The organism is Isoptericola sp. NPDC057191 (assembly GCF_042670225.1).
GTDB lineage: Bacteria > Actinomycetota > Actinomycetes > Actinomycetales > Cellulomonadaceae > Isoptericola.
Map to the genome: position 1 here is coordinate 1 of NZ_JBHUWC010000083.1, position 16,720 is coordinate 16,720.

At 75.2% G+C, this 16,720-nt stretch carries 17 protein-coding genes; 10 read left to right on the plus strand and 7 right to left on the minus strand.

Translation table 11 applies throughout. The features are described 5' to 3' along the window. Positions 1-39: 39 nt before the first annotated feature. Positions 40-1,065, minus strand: coding sequence for a CNNM domain-containing protein (locus ACFT55_RS11835; RefSeq protein ID WP_380244030.1), 1,026 nt, complete (start codon positions 1,063-1,065; stop codon positions 40-42). After that, on the minus strand, positions 1,062-2,450 hold the full coding sequence (locus tag ACFT55_RS11840; protein ID WP_380244031.1) for a hemolysin family protein: 1,389 nt from the start codon (positions 2,448-2,450) through the stop codon (positions 1,062-1,064). Before ACFT55_RS11840 ends, ACFT55_RS11835 begins: the two co-directional genes overlap by 4 nt. Positions 2,451-2,745: 295 nt before the next feature. On the opposite strand from ACFT55_RS11840, the gene ACFT55_RS11845 reads away from it, so the two are divergent. Next, positions 2,746-4,323: an AMP-binding protein gene (locus ACFT55_RS11845; RefSeq protein WP_380244044.1), complete on the plus strand. Its 1,578-nt coding sequence runs from the start codon at positions 2,746-2,748 to the stop codon at positions 4,321-4,323. A gap of 101 nt (positions 4,324-4,424) precedes the next feature. Further along, positions 4,425-5,594 (plus strand): D-alanine--D-alanine ligase family protein, encoded by a 1,170-nt coding sequence (locus ACFT55_RS11850; RefSeq protein ID WP_380244032.1) that lies wholly within the window; start codon positions 4,425-4,427, stop codon positions 5,592-5,594. Positions 5,595-5,692: 98 nt separating this feature from the next. On the opposite strand, the gene ACFT55_RS11855 is transcribed toward ACFT55_RS11850, so the two are convergent. Together ACFT55_RS11855 and ACFT55_RS11860 are read right to left on the minus strand one after the other, a co-directional pair. Continuing rightward, entirely contained in the window at positions 5,693-6,106 is a 414-nt protein-coding gene (locus tag ACFT55_RS11855) for a VOC family protein (RefSeq protein ID WP_380244033.1), read from the minus strand. A gap of 144 nt (positions 6,107-6,250) precedes the next feature. Then, a complete protein-coding gene (locus ACFT55_RS11860; RefSeq protein WP_380244034.1) occupies positions 6,251-6,727 on the minus strand; it encodes a DUF3515 family protein in 477 nt (158 codons plus the stop codon). A 53-nt stretch (positions 6,728-6,780) separates the two neighbouring features. Here ACFT55_RS11860 and ACFT55_RS11865 point away from each other — a divergent pair, with 53 nt between their 5' ends. Beyond that, positions 6,781-7,794 carry a thiamine-phosphate kinase gene (locus ACFT55_RS11865; protein ID WP_380244035.1) on the plus strand — a complete coding sequence of 338 codons (1,014 nt, stop codon included), beginning with the start codon at positions 6,781-6,783 and terminating at the stop codon, positions 7,792-7,794. Between the two features lie 24 nt (positions 7,795-7,818). On the opposite strand, the gene ACFT55_RS11870 is transcribed toward ACFT55_RS11865, so the two are convergent. Both ACFT55_RS11870 and rpmB read right to left on the minus strand, forming a co-directional pair. Continuing rightward, the gene (locus tag ACFT55_RS11870; RefSeq protein WP_380244036.1) at positions 7,819-8,337 is read right to left on the minus strand and encodes a GNAT family N-acetyltransferase; all 519 of its coding nucleotides are present in this window, start codon (positions 8,335-8,337) and stop codon (positions 7,819-7,821) included. Positions 8,338-8,543: 206 nt separating this feature from the next. Continuing rightward, entirely contained in the window at positions 8,544-8,735 is a 192-nt protein-coding gene (rpmB, locus tag ACFT55_RS11875) for a 50S ribosomal protein L28 (RefSeq protein ID WP_069984843.1), read from the minus strand. Positions 8,736-8,950: 215 nt separating this feature from the next. Here rpmB and ACFT55_RS11880 point away from each other — a divergent pair, with 215 nt between their 5' ends. The 3 genes from ACFT55_RS11880 to rsmD are packed head-to-tail and all read left to right on the plus strand — an operon-like array spanning position 8,951 to position 13,670. Continuing rightward, positions 8,951-10,711 carry a DAK2 domain-containing protein gene (locus ACFT55_RS11880; RefSeq protein WP_380244037.1) on the plus strand — a complete coding sequence of 587 codons (1,761 nt, stop codon included), beginning with the start codon at positions 8,951-8,953 and terminating at the stop codon, positions 10,709-10,711. After that, entirely contained in the window at positions 10,708-12,969 is a 2,262-nt protein-coding gene (locus tag ACFT55_RS11885) for an ATP-dependent DNA helicase RecG (RefSeq protein WP_380244038.1), read from the plus strand. The genes ACFT55_RS11880 and ACFT55_RS11885 overlap by 4 nt, the downstream gene beginning before the upstream one ends. Before the next feature lie 56 nt (positions 12,970-13,025). Then, a complete protein-coding gene (gene rsmD, locus ACFT55_RS11890) occupies positions 13,026-13,670 on the plus strand; it encodes a 16S rRNA (guanine(966)-N(2))-methyltransferase RsmD (RefSeq protein ID WP_380244039.1) in 645 nt (214 codons plus the stop codon). 22 nt (positions 13,671-13,692) lie between these two features. Here rsmD and ACFT55_RS11895 read toward each other — a convergent pair whose 3' ends face one another. Next, positions 13,693-14,532 carry a hypothetical protein gene (locus tag ACFT55_RS11895; protein ID WP_380244040.1) on the minus strand — a complete coding sequence of 280 codons (840 nt, stop codon included), beginning with the start codon at positions 14,530-14,532 and terminating at the stop codon, positions 13,693-13,695. Between the two features lie 105 nt (positions 14,533-14,637). Between ACFT55_RS11895 and coaD the strand changes: the two genes are divergently transcribed. The 4 genes from coaD to rpmF all read left to right on the plus strand — a co-directional run bounded on the left by coaD (position 14,638) and on the right by rpmF (position 16,645). Beyond that, entirely contained in the window at positions 14,638-15,147 is a 510-nt protein-coding gene (coaD, locus tag ACFT55_RS11900; protein ID WP_380244041.1) for a pantetheine-phosphate adenylyltransferase, read from the plus strand. After that, entirely contained in the window at positions 15,144-15,713 is a 570-nt protein-coding gene (locus ACFT55_RS11905) for a hypothetical protein (RefSeq protein ID WP_380244042.1), read from the plus strand. The genes coaD and ACFT55_RS11905 overlap by 4 nt, the downstream gene beginning before the upstream one ends. Positions 15,714-15,896: 183 nt before the next feature. Continuing rightward, on the plus strand, positions 15,897-16,448 hold the full coding sequence (locus ACFT55_RS11910) for a YceD family protein (RefSeq protein WP_380244043.1): 552 nt from the start codon (positions 15,897-15,899) through the stop codon (positions 16,446-16,448). Between the two features lie 2 nt (positions 16,449-16,450). Then, positions 16,451-16,645 carry a 50S ribosomal protein L32 gene (rpmF, locus tag ACFT55_RS11915; protein WP_079574722.1) on the plus strand — a complete coding sequence of 65 codons (195 nt, stop codon included), beginning with the start codon at positions 16,451-16,453 and terminating at the stop codon, positions 16,643-16,645. Positions 16,646-16,720: the final 75 nt, after the last annotated feature.

The following is a 16,720-nucleotide window of genomic DNA, read 5'->3' on the forward strand; positions in this document are numbered from 1 at the left end:
GGCGCAGGCATGCCCTCACCGTACGACGCGCCGCGGCGGTCAGCCGCCCGCCGGGACCGGCTCGGGCAGCAGGCGCCGGAGCACGTCCGCGAGCGTGACGACGCCCAGGGTCCGGCCGTCGCGACGCACCAGCGCCAGCTGCTCGCCCGCCTCGCGCAGCAGCGCGATCGCCGAGTGCACGGTGGTCGACGCGTCCAGCACGAACGGCGCCCTCGCGAGCGGCGCGACCGGCGCGGCGTCGGCGAGCAGCAGGGTGTCGCGCACGTGCACGACGCCGCTCACCTCGCCGTCGGACCCCGGGCCGTGCAGCAGGATGCGCAGGTGGCCGGAGGTGACGGACGCCGCCCGGACGTCCGCCGCCGTCGCGTCCGCCGCGACCGCCGTGGGTCGGGCCCCGGGGGCCACGAGCGCGTCGACGGTGAGCGTCTCCAGCTCGAGCGCCCCGGCGATCTGCGACGAGTACGCCGCGTCGAGCGCCCCGACGTTCGCGGAGTGCTCGACCAGGTGGCGCAGCGTCGTCGGGTCGTGCCCGACGTCCACGTGGTCGACCGGCTCCACCCCGACGGCCCGCAGGCACCGGTTGGCCAGCGCGTTGAGCCACCGCAGCACCGGGCGCGTGAGCCACATGAAGCCGCGCATCGGCAGCGCGAGCAGGGTGGCCGACGCCTCGGGGTGCGCGATGGCCCACGACTTCGGCGCCATCTCGCCCACCACGAGGTGCAGGAAGGTCACGATGACGAGGGCGAGCACGAAGCCCGCGACGTCCGCGACCCAGTACGGGGCGCCCCACCCGGCGAACAGCGGGGTGAGCCAGTGGTGCACCGCGGGCTTCGTCACGGCGCCGAGCGCGAGCGTGCACGCGGTGATGCCGAGCTGCGACCCCGCCAGCAGCAGCGTCAGCTCGGACGAGCTGCGCAGCGCCGCCCGGGCGGAGCGGCTGGTGGCGGCGGCGTCCTCGAGGCGGTGGCGGCGCGCACCGAGGAGGGCGAACTCCACGGCCACGAAGAACGCGCTCAGCGCGATGATGACGACGGTCGCGGCGAGGACGACCCAGGGCTCGCTCATCGGTCCTCCTCCTTCGCGGTGCCGGACGGGGAACCGTCCGAGGTGTCGACCAGGCGGACGCGCACCAGGTGCGGCACGTGCCGCTCGACGGCGAGCACGTCCACCTCGATCCGCCGCTCGACGGGTTCGTCGTGCGCGAGGTCGGCCGGGTCGGGCGGGAGCTCGACCGTCACGGCGTCCCCGGCGCGGGGCAGCGCGCCGAGCTGGGCGATGAGCAGCCCGGCGACGGTCTCGTGGTCGCCGCGGGGCAGGTCGTGGCCGATGGCCCGCTCCGCCTCGTCGAGGTGGACGTCGCCGCCCATCACCCAGGTCCCGTCGGCCTCGGGGGTGACGGTGGCCGGCTCGTCGGCGTCGTGCTCGTCGGTGATCTCGCCGACGAGCTCCTCGGCGAGGTCCTCGAGAGTGAGGACGCCCGCGAGCCCGCCGTACTCGTCGACGACGACCGCGAGCTGGTTGCTCGAGCGCGTCAGCTCGGCGAGCGCCGCCGGGAGCGGCATCATCGTGGGCAGCACCGTGACCGGGCGCATCAGCTCGGTCACGGGCGCGTCGTCGGCGAGCCCGGTGCGCAGCAGGTCCGTCAGCTGGACGACGCCGATCGCCTGGTCCTCGCCGTCGACCACCGGGTAGCGGGAGTGGCCGCCCGCCATGAGGGTGCGCAGCTCGCCCACGGTCAGACCGGGCTCGACCGTCCCGACGCGCGACCGGGGGATCATCGCGTGCTCGACGTCGCGGGCCGGGAAGTCGAGGATCCGGTCGAGCAGCATCGACAGGTCGTCGGGCAGGTCGCCGCTGGAGCGCGAGTCGGCGACGATGTGCTCCAGGTCTCGGGCCGTGGCCGAGTGCTCGACGTCGTGCACGGGCTCGATGCGCAGCAGCCGCAGCAGGGCGTTCGACGCCTTGTCGAACACGGCGATGAGCCAGCCCAGCACGGTCAGGTAGGCCGTTGTCGAGCCGGCGAGGCGCAGGGCCGTGGGCTCGGGCCGGGCGATCGCGAGGTTCTTGGGGAACAGCTCGCCGAACAGCATCTGCACCAGGGTGGAGACGACCAGCGCCGCGACGGTGCCGACGGCCACGCCGACACCGGTCGGGACGCCGACGCCGCCGAGCAGGGTGCCGAGCGCGTCGCCCACGAGCGGCTCGGCCACGTAGCCGACCAGCAGGCCGGTCACGGTGATGCCGAGCTGGGCGCCCGAGAGCACGAACGACGTGCGACGGGTGACGGCGAGGGCCCGCTGCGCGGTCACGTCGCCGGTCTCCGCGCGGGCGGCGAGCCGGGAGCGGTCGACGGTCATGTAGGCGAACTCCTGGGCGACGAAGTACGCCGTCGCCGCGGTGATCACGAGGATCACCAGGAGGCCGAGGAGGAGGGAGAGCGCGGCGGTCATCGGGCGCGCACCGCCTCAGGGTCGAGGATTCTCGGGGGCTGCGGGGAGCCCGGACTATGACTGGGGTCGTCGGCGGGCGCGGCGTTCTCGTCGGCCGCGGGCGCCGGGACGGCTTGCGCCGTGAGGGTGAGGTGGTCCACGAACGCCCCAACGCCGGCACCGCACGATCAGTTCCCGGCGCTACGCTCCGGTGCAACGGTCGACGAGGACCGTGCCGCACGAAGGGACCGCCATGTCCGACACCAGCGCCGACCGGACCGCCGACCACACCTCCGACCGCACCTCCGACCGGACCGTGATCCGCAGCCCGCACCCCGACGTCGAGATCCCCGACGTCACGCTCTACGACTTCCTCTTCGCGTCGCTCTCCGACGCCGACCTGGACCGGACCGCCCTGGTCGACGGTCCGAGCGGCGCGACGACCACCTACGGCGAGCTGCGCGCGCGGGTGGACGCCGTCGCGGGTGCGTTCGCCGCACGCGGCCTGGGCGTCGGGGACGTGGTCGCCCTGCACAGCCCGAACGTGCCCGCGTTCGTCGCCGTCTTCCACGGTCTCCTGCGCGCCGGGATCACCGTCACCACCGTCAACGCGCTCGCCTCGGGGCGGGAAGTGGCCAAGCAGCTCGAGTCGTCGGGAGCGAAGGCACTCGTGACCGTCTCGGCACTCCTGACCGCGGCCGAGGCCGGCGCGGACGCGGTGGGCATGGCGCCGCAGGACGTCGTCGTCCTCGACGGCGCGGACGGGCACCCGTCGCTGACCGAGCTCCTGTCCGCAGGGCACGCGGCCCCGGACGTCGACCTCGACCCGCGCACCCACCTCGCCGTGCTGCCGTACTCGTCCGGCACGACCGGGCTGCCCAAGGGCGTGATGCTCACGCACCGCAACCTCGTCGCGAACGTGCTGCAGACGGAGGCGTTCCTGCCCCTGGAGCCCGACGACGTCGTGCCGGCGGTGCTCCCGTTCTTCCACATCTACGGCATGACGGTGCTCATGAACGGCGCCGTGTACCAGCGTTCCGCGCTCGTCACGCTGCCGCGCTTCGACCTCGCGGAGTACCTGCGGGTCATCGAGCAGCATCGCGCCACCGTGCTGTTCGTCGCGCCGCCCATCGCGCTGGCGCTCGCCAAGCACCCGGCGGCCGAGGGGCGCGACCTGTCCAGCGTGCGGATCCTCATGTCCGGCGCCGCACCGTTCGACGAGCACCTCGCGGAGGCGGTGGGTCGCCGCATGCCCGGCGCGCGCGTGCTGCAGGGCTACGGCATGTCCGAGATGTCACCGGTCTCGCACGTGGTGCCGGTCGACCGTCCCGACGTCTCGCCCGGCACCGTCGGGATGCTCGTGCCGAACATGCTGGCCCGGGTGGTGGACCCGGCGACGGGCGAGGCGATCGCCCGGCCCGAGTCCGGCGTGAGCGCGCCGGGCGAGCTGTGGTGCGCGGGGCCGAACGTCATGGTCGGCTACCTGGCGGACGAGCAGGCCACGCGCGACACGCTCGAGCCCGACGGCTTCCTGCGCACCGGGGACATCGTGACCGTGGACGCCGAGGGCGTGTTCACCGTCGTCGACCGGCTCAAGGAGCTCATCAAGCACAAGGGCTACCAGGTGGCGCCCGCCGAGCTGGAGGCCCTGCTGCTCACCCATCCCGAGATCGCCGACGCCGCGGTGGTGGGCGTGCCCGACGAGGAGTCGGGGGAGGTGCCGAAGGCCTTCGTCGTCCGGGCCGAGGGCAGTGCGCTCACGGCCGACGACGTGCAGGCGTTCGTCGCCGAACAGGTCGCGCCGTACAAGAAGGTGCGGGTGGTGGAGTTCGTCGCGGCGGTCCCGAAGTCCGCCGCGGGCAAGATCCTGCGCAAGGAGCTCCGCGCCCGCTGACAGCCGGAGTGCTGTGAGCGGGAACCTGGCCCTTCCGACCGGCGTGTCGCGGGCCAGGCGCGCGCTCACAGCACCGGGGCGTTCCGGTAGGTTGGGCGGCGATGTCCGACGCCACCACAGCCTCCGTCCCCGCCGTCCCGACGCCGGGCGCCGACGCCTCCCGCAAGACCCGCGTCGCCGTGCTGTTCGGCGGCCGCTCGGGCGAGCACGCCATCTCCGCCTCCACGGCCAGCGGCGTGCTGCGCGCCATCGACCGCGACCGGTACGACGTCGTGCCCGTGGGCATCACGCGCGAGGGCCGCTGGGTCGTCGCCGCGGACGACCCCGAGCGCTGGCAGATCACGGACGGCCGCCTGCCTGAGGTGACGGCCGAGACCGGCGCCGAGGTGGTGCTGTCCCTCACCCAGGGCGAGCGCACCCTGCGCGTGCTGGAGCCCGGCCAGGTGCCCGCGCTGCTGGGCGAGGTCGACGTGGTCTTCCCGCTGCTGCACGGCCCGTTCGGCGAGGACGGCACCGTGCAGGGGCTGCTGGAGCTCTCGGACGTGCACTACGTCGGCGCGGGCGTGCTCGCCTCGGCCGTCGGCATGGACAAGCACTTCATGAAGCTCGTGCTGGCGGGCCAGGGGCTCGCCGTCGGCCCGTACGTCGTCATCCGCCCGCGCGACTGGGAGCGCGACCGCGCGGCGTGCGTCGCCGCCGTCGAGCCGCTCGGCCTGCCGCTGTTCGTCAAGCCGGCGCGTGCCGGCTCGTCCCTCGGCATCACGCGCGTCGACGACCTGGCCGACCTGCCTGCCGCCGTCGACGCCGCGCGCGAGCACGACCCCAAGGTGATCGTCGAGGCCGGCATCGACGGCCGGGAGATCGAGTGCGCCGTGCTCGGCGGACGCGACGGCGCTCCGACCCGGGCGTCGCTGCCCGGCGAGATCGTCGTCGACCACGACAGCCACGCGTTCTACGACTTCGAGGCGAAGTACCTCGACGAGGCCCACGTCGACCTCCGCTGCCCGGCGGACCTTCCGCCGCACGTGCTCGACGAGGTCCGCGACGTCGCCGTGCGCACCTTCGAGGCCGTGGAGGCCGAGGGGCTGTCGCGCGTGGACGTCTTCGTCACACCCGACGAGCGCGTCGTGGTGAACGAGATCAACACCATGCCGGGATTCACGCCGTTCTCGATGTACCCGCGGATGTGGGAGGCCTCGGGCCTGAGCTATCCCGAGCTGGTCGACGAGCTCATCCAGCTCGCGCTGGAGCGCCCGACCGGTCTGCGCTGACGCCGAGGTAGTTGCGGGCGCCGCGAGGTAGTTGCGAGCACGGCGAGGTAGTTGCGGGCGCGGCGAGGTAGTTGCGGGCACGGCGAGGTCTCTTCTGATCAGGGCAGGACCCGTTGCCCGATGTCGCCGGGGTTGTACGCGATCTCCCAGCGAAACCCGTCGGGGTCCACGAAGTAGCCCGAGTACCCACCCCACTCGCGCTGCACGGGGTCCGAGACCGAGGCCGCCCCGGCTCGTCGCGCGGCGTCGAGAGCCGTGTCGACCTCTGCCGTGGTCGCGACGTTGTGGGAGAGCGTGACCGGCGGGGTCCCGCCGCGGGTGACCGGGCCGATCTCCTGGACGGCGGACGTCTCGTCCCAGAGGGAGAGGACGACGCGCTCGCCCACCTGGAACATCAGTACCTCGCCGGCGGCCTCGAGCGCCGGTTCCCAGCCGAGGCCGTCGACGTAGAAGCGGCGTGTCGCGCGAAGGTCGTGGACGACGAGGGTGACGAAGCTGAGCCGTGGGTCCATGGCTCGACCCTGCCACCTGGTACCGACCATCCGCCTGCGGAGGCTGAACTACCTCGGCACGTCCGGAACTACCTCGGCACGTCCGGAACTACCTCGGCAGGTCTGGAACTACCTCGGCAGGTCTGGAGCTACCTCGGCGCGCGTTCAGCTGCAGTGGGCGGTGGCGGGGACGTTGCTCACGGCCTGGGCGAGGTCGCCCACGAACGAGGTCGAGTGGTCGGCGGTGACCGACGGCGGCACCAGGACCTCGACGGCGGGCTCGCGCCCGTAGGTGGTGAACCGCCAGGTGCCGTCGTCGCCGGCGACGACGATCCAGTCGACGGCGCCCGCCGGGGACTCGACCCGCTGGCAGTCCGGGGACGGCCCGGGCGGGGTGATGCCGCAGCGCAGGGTGACGGCGGCGCCGGGGTCGCCCCAGGCGGTGGTGGCCTGGGCGTTCGTGTCGCGCTGCGGCAGGTCGCCGGCGAGCGTGTCCGGCAGGGCGAGCATGACCGGGGCGCACGCCGGGTCGGCGGCGTCCTCGGCCGGGGTCGCGCCGATGGTCGGGGCGCACGCCGCGAGCGGCGCGACGACGAGGGCGGCCAGCGCGGCGGCGCGGGTCAGCGGGGAACGTCGGGGCACGACGTCCACGCTACCGGGCGGGAGGGCCCCGTCGACCGCCTACAGTCGTCCCCGTGACCGACGCCACCCACCCCCTCGTGCGTGACCTGTCCGAGGAGGGGCTCCTCGCCCGGATCTTCCCCCTGCTGCCGGACGCCGCCGCCACGCTGCTGGGCCCGGGGGACGACGCGGCGGTCGTCGCGGCCCCGGACGGGCGGTTCGTCGTCACCACCGACGTGCTGGTCGAGGACCGGCACTTCCGCCGCCGCTGGTCGAGCGGGCACGACGTCGGGGCGCGGGCGGCGACGGCGAACCTCGCGGACGTCGCGGCGATGGGCGCGCGGCCGACGTCGCTCGTGGTCTCGCTCGTCGTGCCGGGCGACCTCCCGGTCGCCTGGGTGACGGGCCTCGCACGAGGTCTCGCCGAGGTGTCCGCACCGGTGGGCGCGGGTGTCGTCGGGGGCGACCTGTCCGGCGGCGACGCCGTCGTGGTGGCCGTCACCGCGCACGGCGACCTCGAGGGCCGGCCCCCGGTGACCCGGTCCGGCGCGCGGCCGGGCGACGTCCTCGCCTACGCGGGGAACCGTGGGCTGTCGGCGGCTGGGCTGGCTCTGCTCGACAGGGGGGTCGTCTCGTCCTCCGACGGCGCCCCGGAGGCGGCGGGGGCGCTCGGGCCGTACGTCGCGGGCTACCTGCGCCCCGAGGCTCCGCTCGATGCCGGTCCGGAGGCGGCACGGCACGGCGCCACCGCGATGCTCGACGTCTCGGACGGGCTGCTCCGCGACGCCGGGCGGCTCGCGCGCGCGAGCGGCGTGGCCGTGGACGTGGAGTCGGCGGCGCTCGAGGCGGACGTGGCGCGGCTCCTGCCCGCGGCGCAGGCGCTGGGCGTGGACCGGGACGCGGCGCTCGGCTGGGTGCTGTCCGGCGGCGAGGACCACGGCCTGCTCGCCACGTTCCCCGCGGACGCCGTGCTGCCGGGCGGGTTCCGCAGGATCGGGCAGGTGCGTGCCGCTGCCGGGGGCGCGGGGGTCACCGTCGACGGCGGTACGCCCGCCGTGGCGACGGGCTGGGACCACTTCGCAGGCTGATCCCGGAGGATCGTCGGCTGGGGGTCAGCCGCGGCGGTAGCGGACCTCGGTGACCGGGGTGTCGCCGATGTCGTCCATCCGCTCCACGCCGTCCGGCTGGAACCCGTGGCGACGGTAGAAGTGCTGGGCGCGCTCGTTCTGGGACAGCACCCACAGGGACATCGGCGTGCCGTCCTGCACGTCGGACAGGACGGTCCGCATGAGGTCGCGGGCCACACCGCGCCCCCACGACTCGGGGTCGAGGTAGATCGCGTACAGCTCGAGGTCGCCGTCCTCGGCGTCCTCGTCGCGCGACGGGCCGTAGGAGGCGAAGCCGAGGAGGCGGCCGTCGCCCTCGGCCACGAGCGTCGTGCGGCCGCCCTCGTCGAGGATGCGCTGCCACTGGGCGGTGCGCTCGGCGACGTCGACGGAGTCGAGGTACTCGGCCGGCAGGACGCTGGCGTAGGCGCCCTTCCACGACGTGACGTGCACCTGCGCGATGCGCCCGGCGTCCGTCGTCTGGGCGGGGCGGATCTCCACGTCGCTGTCGGTCTGCACGATCATCTGCTCAGGGTGCCACGACGACCCGGGTTCGGCCAAGGCAGTTTGGTGAATCCTTCACGAATTCTTTGCCGGTGGCGGTGCGGCTGTCGAGGTGGCGCGCCTCGCCCGTCGCTCGGCCTCGGGGGACGACAAGACGCCCGTCGGGAAGTCCCGACGGGCGTCTCGTGAAAGTGTCGACATCCGGGCCGTGGGCCCGGCGCGCAGGCTCAGGCCTGGCGCGTCACCTTGCCTGCCTTGAGGCAGGAGGTGCAGACGTTGACTCGCTTGGGGGTACCCGCGACCACGGCACGGACGCGCTGGATGTTCGGGTTCCAGCGGCGCTTCGTGCGGATGTGGGAGTGCGAGATGCTGTGCCCGAAGCCCGGGCCCTTGCCGCAGACGTCGCAGTTGGCAGCCACGGTCTCTCCTGAATCGTCGTGACACGTCCCGCGCCAGGGCAGCAGGACGTGAAGTGTGTGGTCTGGGGGAGCCCGGAACCGCCCGGGCAACTACACGAGGATAGCCGATCCGGAGGGTGACCCTCAACGTGGGGCTGCTCACCGCTACCGTGGGCCGCGGACACCGCCGGGCTAGAGGACCATGGCGGGGTGCTCGAGAGCCAGCGGGAGGTGACGTGACGGACCCGGACCTGCGGGACGCGGCCGTCGTGCGGCTGTGGGTCCGTCTGGCCGTGGAGGCGCTCGGCGGCGCCCGTGCGGCGCTCGACGGGGTCAACGTCTTCCCGGTCGCCGACGGTGACACCGGGACCAACCTCTACCTCACCCTCCGGGAGGGGGCGCACGCCGTCCAGGAGGAGCCCGCCGGGGCCGGCGGAGCGCGCCTCCTGCGCGTCCTCGCCCGCGGCGCGCTGCTCGCGGCGCGCGGCAACTCCGGCGTGATCCTCAGCGAGTGGTTGCGCGGCCTCGCCGCCGCTGCCACGCGCGGCGAGCCCGTGGAGCGGGCGCTGGCGACCGCCGCCCGGACCGCGCGGCTCGCCGTCGCTCATCCCGCGCCCGGCACGATCCTCACCGCCGCGGACGCGGCCGCCGCCGCAGCCCGGGACGCGGCACCGGCCACCCGCACCGACGCACCGACGGCCGCCCGCACCGATCCGGAGCGTCGTCGTCGCCGGCAGGCGGTGCTGGACGCCGCGCGCTCCGGGGCGCGCGAGGCCCTGCTCACGAGTCCGGGCTCGCTCGACGCGCTGCGCGACGCCGGCGTGCTCGACGCCGGGGCGGGCGGGCTGCTGCTGGTGCTCGAGGCGCTGGCCGGCGCCCACCGCGCCGTGTCGGAGGCGCCCGGCACGATGTCGCCCGTGACCGGCCCCGTGACCCTTGACGTCGAGCTGCGCCAGGGCGACCCGCTGCCCGGTGCCGCCCCCGCCGGCTGTGATCCCGCGCCGGGTGCCGCCGAGAGCGACGCCGACGCGCTCGAGCTGATGTTCGTGCTGCACCGGCCCGCCGCGGCCGCCGACTTTGCTCCGGGAGCCGTCGCGGACGCCCTGCGGCGGGACCTGGACGCCATCGGTGAGTCGGTCGTGGTGGTCGGCGGTGCGGACGAGCCCGACGAGCCGGACGACGTCGACGCCCCGGACGAGCCCGCGGTCGTCGGGGACGAGTCGCTGTGGCAGGCGCACGTGCACACGACCGACCTGGCAGGCGGGCTCGACGTGGCGCGCCGCTGGGCGGCGGGCGGCGCCGTGTCGCGTGTGCACGTGCGGCACCTGGCTGTGCTGGGTGCGCACGGTGCGGGGTCGGGCGTCCCGGCCGACGCGCCCTGGGGTGCCGTGGTCGCCACGTCCGCGCCCGCGCTCGCCGGCGACCTGGCGCGCGGCGGCGCCGTCGTGCTGCTCGACCTGGACCAGCCCGTGACGGCCGACGACCTCGCCCAGGCGGCGCTCGGCGTGCCCGCCGGCCGCGTGCTCGTCGTACCCGGCCCGGTGCCCGGCGGTCGCGGCGCGCTCGACGGCGCGCTGGCCGCGCACCGGGACGGGGGCGCGGGCGAGCCCGTCGTCGGGCTGCTCGACGCGGGCGACGACGCGCACGTGGTGACCGCGGTCGCGGCCCTCATGGAGGCAGGCATGGAGGCCGGCATGGAGGCGGGGGCCGAGGGCGACGTCCTGGACGGCGTGCCCGCGGCGGTCCGCCAGGCTCTCGGGCGCCTGAGCTCGTGGACGGGCGACGCCGCCGGTGCGGCGGACGCCCTGCGCGGCCTGCTGGCCGGCGCGCCGGACGCGGAGGTCGTGACGGTGCTGGCGGGCGTGGACGTGCCACCGGCGGTGCTGGCCGAGGTCGGGCGGGCGGCGGCAGCCGGGGCGCCGGACGCGGAGGTCGTCGTGCTGGCGACCGGCCGGCCCGGGGCCGGCGTGACGCTCGGGGTAGAGGCGCGGCGATGACGGGGCGCGAGAGCGAGGCGCTGACCAAGGTGCTGGGCGCGCGCAGCGCCGCCCCGCTGGAGAAGCTCGGGCTCGTCTCCGTGGGGGACCTGCTGCGGCACTACCCCCGCCGCTACGGCGACCCGGGCACGCTGACCGACATGGACCGGCTCGCGCTCGGCGAGCACGTCACCGTGATGGCCCGCGTCGCGCACGCCACCGTGCGCACGATGCGTTCCCGCTCCGGGGCCATGCTGCAGGCGGTCGTGACCGACGGCCGGCACGAGCTCGCGCTGACGTTCTTCGCGAAGCGTGCCGGCGCGCTGCGCCCGCACGAGGACAAGCTGCGGCCGGGGCGCGTCGGCCTGTTCACCGGAGTCGTCAGCGAGTACCGGGGCACCCGGCAGCTCACCCACCCGGACTACGTGCTCGTGGGCGTCGACGCGGACGACGCCGAGGCGGCCATGTTCGAGGCCAGCCGTCCCATCCCCATCTATCCCGCGTCGTCGTCCGTGCCGAGCTGGCGCATCCAACGGTCCGTGCGCACCGTGCTCGACCCGCTCACCGAGGCCGACGTCGAGGACCCCGTGCCGGCCGACGTCCGCGAGCGGGCCGGGCTGCCCGGCCGGCTCGAGGCGCTGCGCGCGATCCACGTGCCCGACGACCAGCGAGCCTGGCAGCGCGCCCGGCACCGGTTCCGCTTCGAGGAGGCCTTCGTGCTCCAGGCGGCGCTCGCCCAGCGGCGCGCGCACGCCGCGGAGCAGGAGGCCACCGCGCGCCCCCTGCGGGACGGGGACGCGTCGAGCCTGCTCGCCGACTTCGACGCGGCGCTGCCGTTCACGCTGACCGACGGCCAGCGGTCCGTGGGCGAGGACCTGGCGCGCGAGCTCGCGCAGGCACGACCGATGCAACGGCTGCTGCAGGGCGAGGTGGGCTCCGGCAAGACCGTGGTGGCGCTGCGCGCGATGCTGCAGGTGGTCGACGCCGGGGGCCAGGCGGCCCTCCTCGCGCCCACCGAGGTGCTCGCGGCGCAGCACGCCCGCACGCTGCGCACGCTGCTGGGCCCGCTGGCCGAGGGCGGCCTGCTGGGCGGAGCGGCGCACGGCACCCGTGTCGCGCTGCTGACCGGCTCGCTCGGCGCGGCGGCCCGCAAGGAGGCGCTGCTCCAGGCGGCGAGCGGCGAGGCGGGCATCGTCGTGGGCACGCACGCCCTCCTGGGCGACCAGGTGCAGTTCGCCGACCTCGGCCTGGTCGTCGTCGACGAGCAGCACCGGTTCGGCGTCGAGCAGCGGGACGCGCTGCGTGCCAAGGGGCGCGTGGCGCCGCACGTGCTCGTCATGACCGCCACACCGATCCCGCGCACCGTCGCGATGACGGTCTTCGGCGACCTCGAGACGTCGTCGCTGACCGAGGTCCCCGCCGGCCGCGCCGGGATCACGTCGCACGTGGTTCCGGCCGGCAACCCGCGCTGGATGGAGCGGACGTGGGCGCGGGTGCGCGAGGAGGTGGACAAGGGGCACCGGGCGTACGTGGTGTGCCCGCGGATCCACCCCGACGACGACCTGCCCGCGGCCGGGGGAGCCGCCGCCAAGGACTTCGACGACGTCCCGGACCTGCTGGAGCTCATGGACGGGGGCGGTACCGGCTCCGGCGACGACCGGCCCCCGCTGCGCGCGGTGCTCGAGGTCGCCGACATGCTGCGGGAGACCCCGGCGCTCGCCGGGCTCGACGTCGGGGTGCTGCACGGGCAGATGGCGCCCGCCGACAAGGAGTCCGCGATGGCCCGGTTCGCGGCCGGCGAGCTGCAGGTGCTGGTCTCCACGACGGTGATCGAGGTGGGCGTCGACGTGCCCGACGCCACCGTGATGGTCGTGTTCGACGCCGACCGCTTCGGCCTGTCCCAGCTGCACCAGCTGCGCGGACGCGTGGGCCGCGGCGCCGCTCCCGGGCTCTGCCTCCTGGTCTCGACGGCGCAGCCGGGCACCCCCGCCGCGACGCGGGTCGAGGCGCTCGCGGAGACCACGGACGGCTTCCGGCTCGCGACCCTCGACCTGGAGCTGCGCTCCGAGGGCGACGTGCTCGGCGCCGCGCAGTCCGGTCGCTCCAGCTCCCTGCGGCTGCTGCGGGTGGTGCAGGACGCGGACCTCATCGCCGACGCGCGGCGCGAGGCGTCCGCCGTCGTGGAGGCCGACCTCGGGCTCGCGGACCACCCCGAGCTGCGCGCGGCGATCGAGGCGCAGCTCGACGACGAGCAGGAGGAGTTCCTCGAGCGGGCCTGAGCCCCTGTCGCCAGGCGCGCGCGGGCACTCGCTGCCCGTGACCTAGGCTCGGCGGCATGACGAGGATCGTGGCCGGCCGCTTCGGCGGGCGCTCGCTGCAGGTGCCGCCGAAGGGCACGCGACCCACGAGCGACCGGGTCCGCGAGGCGATCTTCTCCCGCCTGGACCACCTGGACGTGCTGGACGGCGCGCGGGTGCTCGACCTGTACGCCGGGTCCGGCGCGCTGGGCCTCGAGGCCGCCAGCCGCGGCGCCGCCGACGTCGTGCTGGTCGACGCGAACCGGCGTGCCGCGGACGTCGCACGCCGCAACGTCGCCGCGCTGGGCCTCCAGCGCGAGGTCCGGGTCGTGGCGGACTCCGCCGAGCGGTTCGCGGCAGGCGCCGTGCCCGCCGACGGCGCCGCGGCCCGCGGCGTCGACCTGGTCTTCCTCGACCCTCCGTACGACCTGGCGGAGGACGCGCTCGCGACGGTGCTCGCGCACCTCGCCGCGCCCGGTGTGCTCGCCGCGGGTGCCGTCGTCGTCGTCGAGCGCTCCACCCGCAGCCCGGAGCCGGCCTGGCCGTCGGGCCTGGCGGCGTTCGCCCGCAAGGACTACGGCGAGACGGCCGTGCACTATGCGGAGCCCGAGCCCGAGCCGGAGCCGGAGCCGGAGCCGGAACAGAAGGCGGGCGGCCCGAGCACGGCAGGCTCGGCCGGCTGACAGGTTCAGCCGGCTGACCGGCTCAGCCGGCTGAACCTGGCGGGGCGTACTGCTCCGCGCCCTCCAAGATCCCCACGGGGACGGCGGCGAGAGCGACCCGGTCGCCCGGGTCGACCAGCGGGACCCGCTCGGCGGACGCCGCCGCGAGCAGCCGCCGCGTGGCCGCGTCGTCGACCAGCACGCCCTCGCACGCGACGAGGTGCTCGGTGAGGAAGCGGAGCACCGGGTCGCCGGGCACGTCGTGGGGCAGGTCGCCGGGCACGTCGTGGGGCAGGTCGCCGGGCAGGTCGCCGGGCAGGTCGTGGGACTCGCCGTCCCGCAGGTCGTCGCCCACGTCGAGAGCGAGGAGCAGCATCGCCGGGACGCGAGGCGAGCCGGGCCCGTTCATGCCGGGCTGGAAGTAGGGCACGGCCAGCGCGCCTGCCCCGTGCCGGGCGTAGAAGCGCAGCCGTGCGGCGGGGTCGCCGTGCTGGGGGTGGGCGGCGTGATGCCCCGGGTGCTCGACCTCCGCCAGCACGAGCGCCGGGGCGCGCTCGGCCCGCCACGCCGCGACGGAGCGGTCCAGCAGCAGGCCGCCCAGGCCACCGCCGCGCCCGCCCGGGGCGATGGCGAGGTAGTCGAGCAGCAGCACCCGGGTGGCCGGCGACCACGACGCGACCACGCCGGCGGTGACGTGGCCGCCGCGCTCGACGCCGTGTGCCGTCTGCTCGCCGGAGCGGCAACCGGCGCGCAGGGCCTCGAGCGTGATCAGCTCGGCCGGCGGGAACGACGGCGCGAGCACGTCCCGCCAGAGCGACGCCAGCTGGGCGTCGGTGGTGAGGGGGACGACGTCGGGAACGGCGCCCGGGGCGGCGGTGGCCATCCCTCATGGTGTCCCCGTCGGGCGCTCGCGGCACGGCCGGAGGCACCCGTGACGGGACCGGCCAGGGTCCCGGGGATCGGGACGGCGCTGTACTAGCGTGACCGGGTGAGCATCGCCGTCTGCCCCGGGTCGTTCGACCCGATCACCCTCGGCCACCTCCACATCGTCCGGCGGGCGTGCCGGATGTTCGACGAGGTCGTGGTCGGGGTGGCGCAGAACGCCGCCAAGAACGCCCTGCTGGGCCCCGAGGAGCGCGTGGGGCTCGCCCGGGCGGCGCTCGCCGCGGACCCGGAGACCGCCGCCGTGCGGGTGGAGGTCGTGCCGGGGCTCCTCGTGGACTTCTGCCGGGAGATCGGCGCGGTCGCGGTGGTCAAGGGGCTGCGCGGCGGGGCGGACTTCGACGCCGAGGTGCCGATGGCGCTCATGAACCGTCACCTGACCGGCGTGGAGACGGTCTTCCTGCCGGGAGAGCAGCGCTTCGCCCACGTCGCGTCGTCGCTGGTGAAGGACGTGGCCCGGTACGGCGGGCCGATCGACGACCTCGTGCCGCCCGGGGTGGCGGACGCGGTGCGCGCGGCACTGAGCGGCACGAGCCGGACCAAGGAGCAGGGATGAGCGAGACGACCCAGAGGACCCCGGCCGGGGAGGAGCAGGAGAACCCGGTCGGCGGGCTCCTGGACATCCTGGAGGACCTGGCTGCGCTGGTCGAGAACGCGCGCTCGGTGCCCCTGTCGACCAACGTGAAGGTCGACCGCGACCAGGCCCTCGGCCTGGTCGACGAGCTGCGCGACGCGCTGCCCACCCAGGTGGGCCGGGCGGACGAGGTGCTCGCCGCGGCGCGCGACACGCTGGACGACGCGCACCGCCAGGCCGAGGAGATCGTGGCGTCCGCCCGGGCCCGCGCCATCGAGCTGGTGCAGACGGAGCAGGTCGTGGTGCAGGCGCAGTCCCGCGCCGCCGAGATCGTGGCGGAGGCTGAGCGCCGGGCCGCGGCGCTGCGCGCGGACGCGGACGCGTACTGCGACGGCAGGCTCGCAGACCTCCAGCAGGACCTGGACGCCCTGTCGAGCCAGGTGCGCGCCGGCCGGGAGAAGCTCGCCGACCGGCTGGAGCAGGGCTCGCCCCGGGTGCGGTGGGACTCCGTCGCCGACCCGCGATGGCCGCAGGGCACGCAGTCCTGAGCACGTCCGGAGCCCGTCCGGAGCGCGTCGTAGCCGGTCCGTGAGAGACGGGTCACGTCCGGGCGTGCTGCCACACGTGTCCGCGATGGCCTAGACTAGATCGCTGGCCCCGTCGCGGGCCGCCCCCCTTTCGCCCGCCAGTCCTTGGAGCCTGCCATCGCCACCGCGAAGCCTTCGCCGCTCGTGCTCGACACGCACGAGCTGTCTCGGCGACCCGGGACGATGGAGGAGGTCGCGCGTGTCGTGCCCGCTCCCGCGGACATGGGGACCGCCGTCATCGGCGTGCCCGAGGGTGACGACCTGACGCTGGGCCTCCGGCTCGAGTCGGTCCTGGAGGGGGTGCTGATCACCGGCGTCGTGCGCGGCACGGCGGTGGGGGAGTGCGCGCGCTGCCTCGACCCGGTGTCCAAGCAGGTGACGGTGCGCGTGCAGGAGCTGTTCGCCTACCCCGAGCGGGCCAAGGCGGCGGAGGAGTCCGGCGACGAGGATGCCGAGGACGAGCCGGTGCTGGTCGACGACCTGGCCGACATCGAGCCGGCGGTTCGGGATTCGCTCGTGACTGCACTACCATTTCAACCGCTGTGCCGTCAGGACTGCCCTGGCCTGTGCTCCGTCTGCGGGGCCCGGCTGGCGGACGACCCTGACCACCATCACGACCTGGTCGACCCCCGGTGGTCGGCATTGCAGACCATGCTCGAGGAGTCGAGCGTGTCCGACGAGACGAAAGAGAGCTAGCCGTGGCTGTTCCGAAGCGCAAGATGTCGCGCAGCAACACCCGGGCGCGTCGCTCGCAGTGGAAGACCACCGCGGCCGTCCTCACCACGTGCCCGAGCTGCAAGGGGCAGAAGCTGTCCCACGCCGCCTGCCCCACCTGCGGTGCCTACAAGGGCCGCCAGTACGCTGAGGCGCTGCGCACCGAGCACGCGGGCTGACATGCCTGCACGCGGCCCCCGGCAGCGGCCGGAGCCGACTGCTCTTCTCGAGAAGCTCGGGGTCCACCTGGACCC

Excerpts from the sequence above, each read along its gene's own strand:
- ACFT55_RS11835 (WP_380244030.1), bottom strand. The coding sequence starts at position 1,065 with ATGAGCGAGCCCTGGGTCGTCCTCGCCGCGACCGTCGTCATCATCGCG.
- ACFT55_RS11840 (WP_380244031.1), bottom strand. The coding sequence starts at position 2,450 with ATGACCGCCGCGCTCTCCCTCCTCCTCGGCCTCCTGGTGATCCTCGTG.
- ACFT55_RS11850 (WP_380244032.1), top strand. The coding sequence starts at position 4,425 with ATGTCCGACGCCACCACAGCCTCCGTCCCCGCCGTCCCGACGCCGGGC.
- ACFT55_RS11855 (WP_380244033.1), bottom strand. The coding sequence starts at position 6,106 with ATGGACCCACGGCTCAGCTTCGTCACCCTCGTCGTCCACGACCTTCGC.
- ACFT55_RS11870 (WP_380244036.1), bottom strand. The coding sequence starts at position 8,337 with ATGATCGTGCAGACCGACAGCGACGTGGAGATCCGCCCCGCCCAGACG.
- ACFT55_RS11885 (WP_380244038.1), top strand. The coding sequence starts at position 10,708 with ATGACGGGGCGCGAGAGCGAGGCGCTGACCAAGGTGCTGGGCGCGCGC.
- rsmD (WP_380244039.1), top strand. The coding sequence starts at position 13,026 with ATGACGAGGATCGTGGCCGGCCGCTTCGGCGGGCGCTCGCTGCAGGTG.
- ACFT55_RS11895 (WP_380244040.1), bottom strand. The coding sequence starts at position 14,532 with ATGGCCACCGCCGCCCCGGGCGCCGTTCCCGACGTCGTCCCCCTCACC.
- ACFT55_RS11905 (WP_380244042.1), top strand. The coding sequence starts at position 15,144 with ATGAGCGAGACGACCCAGAGGACCCCGGCCGGGGAGGAGCAGGAGAAC.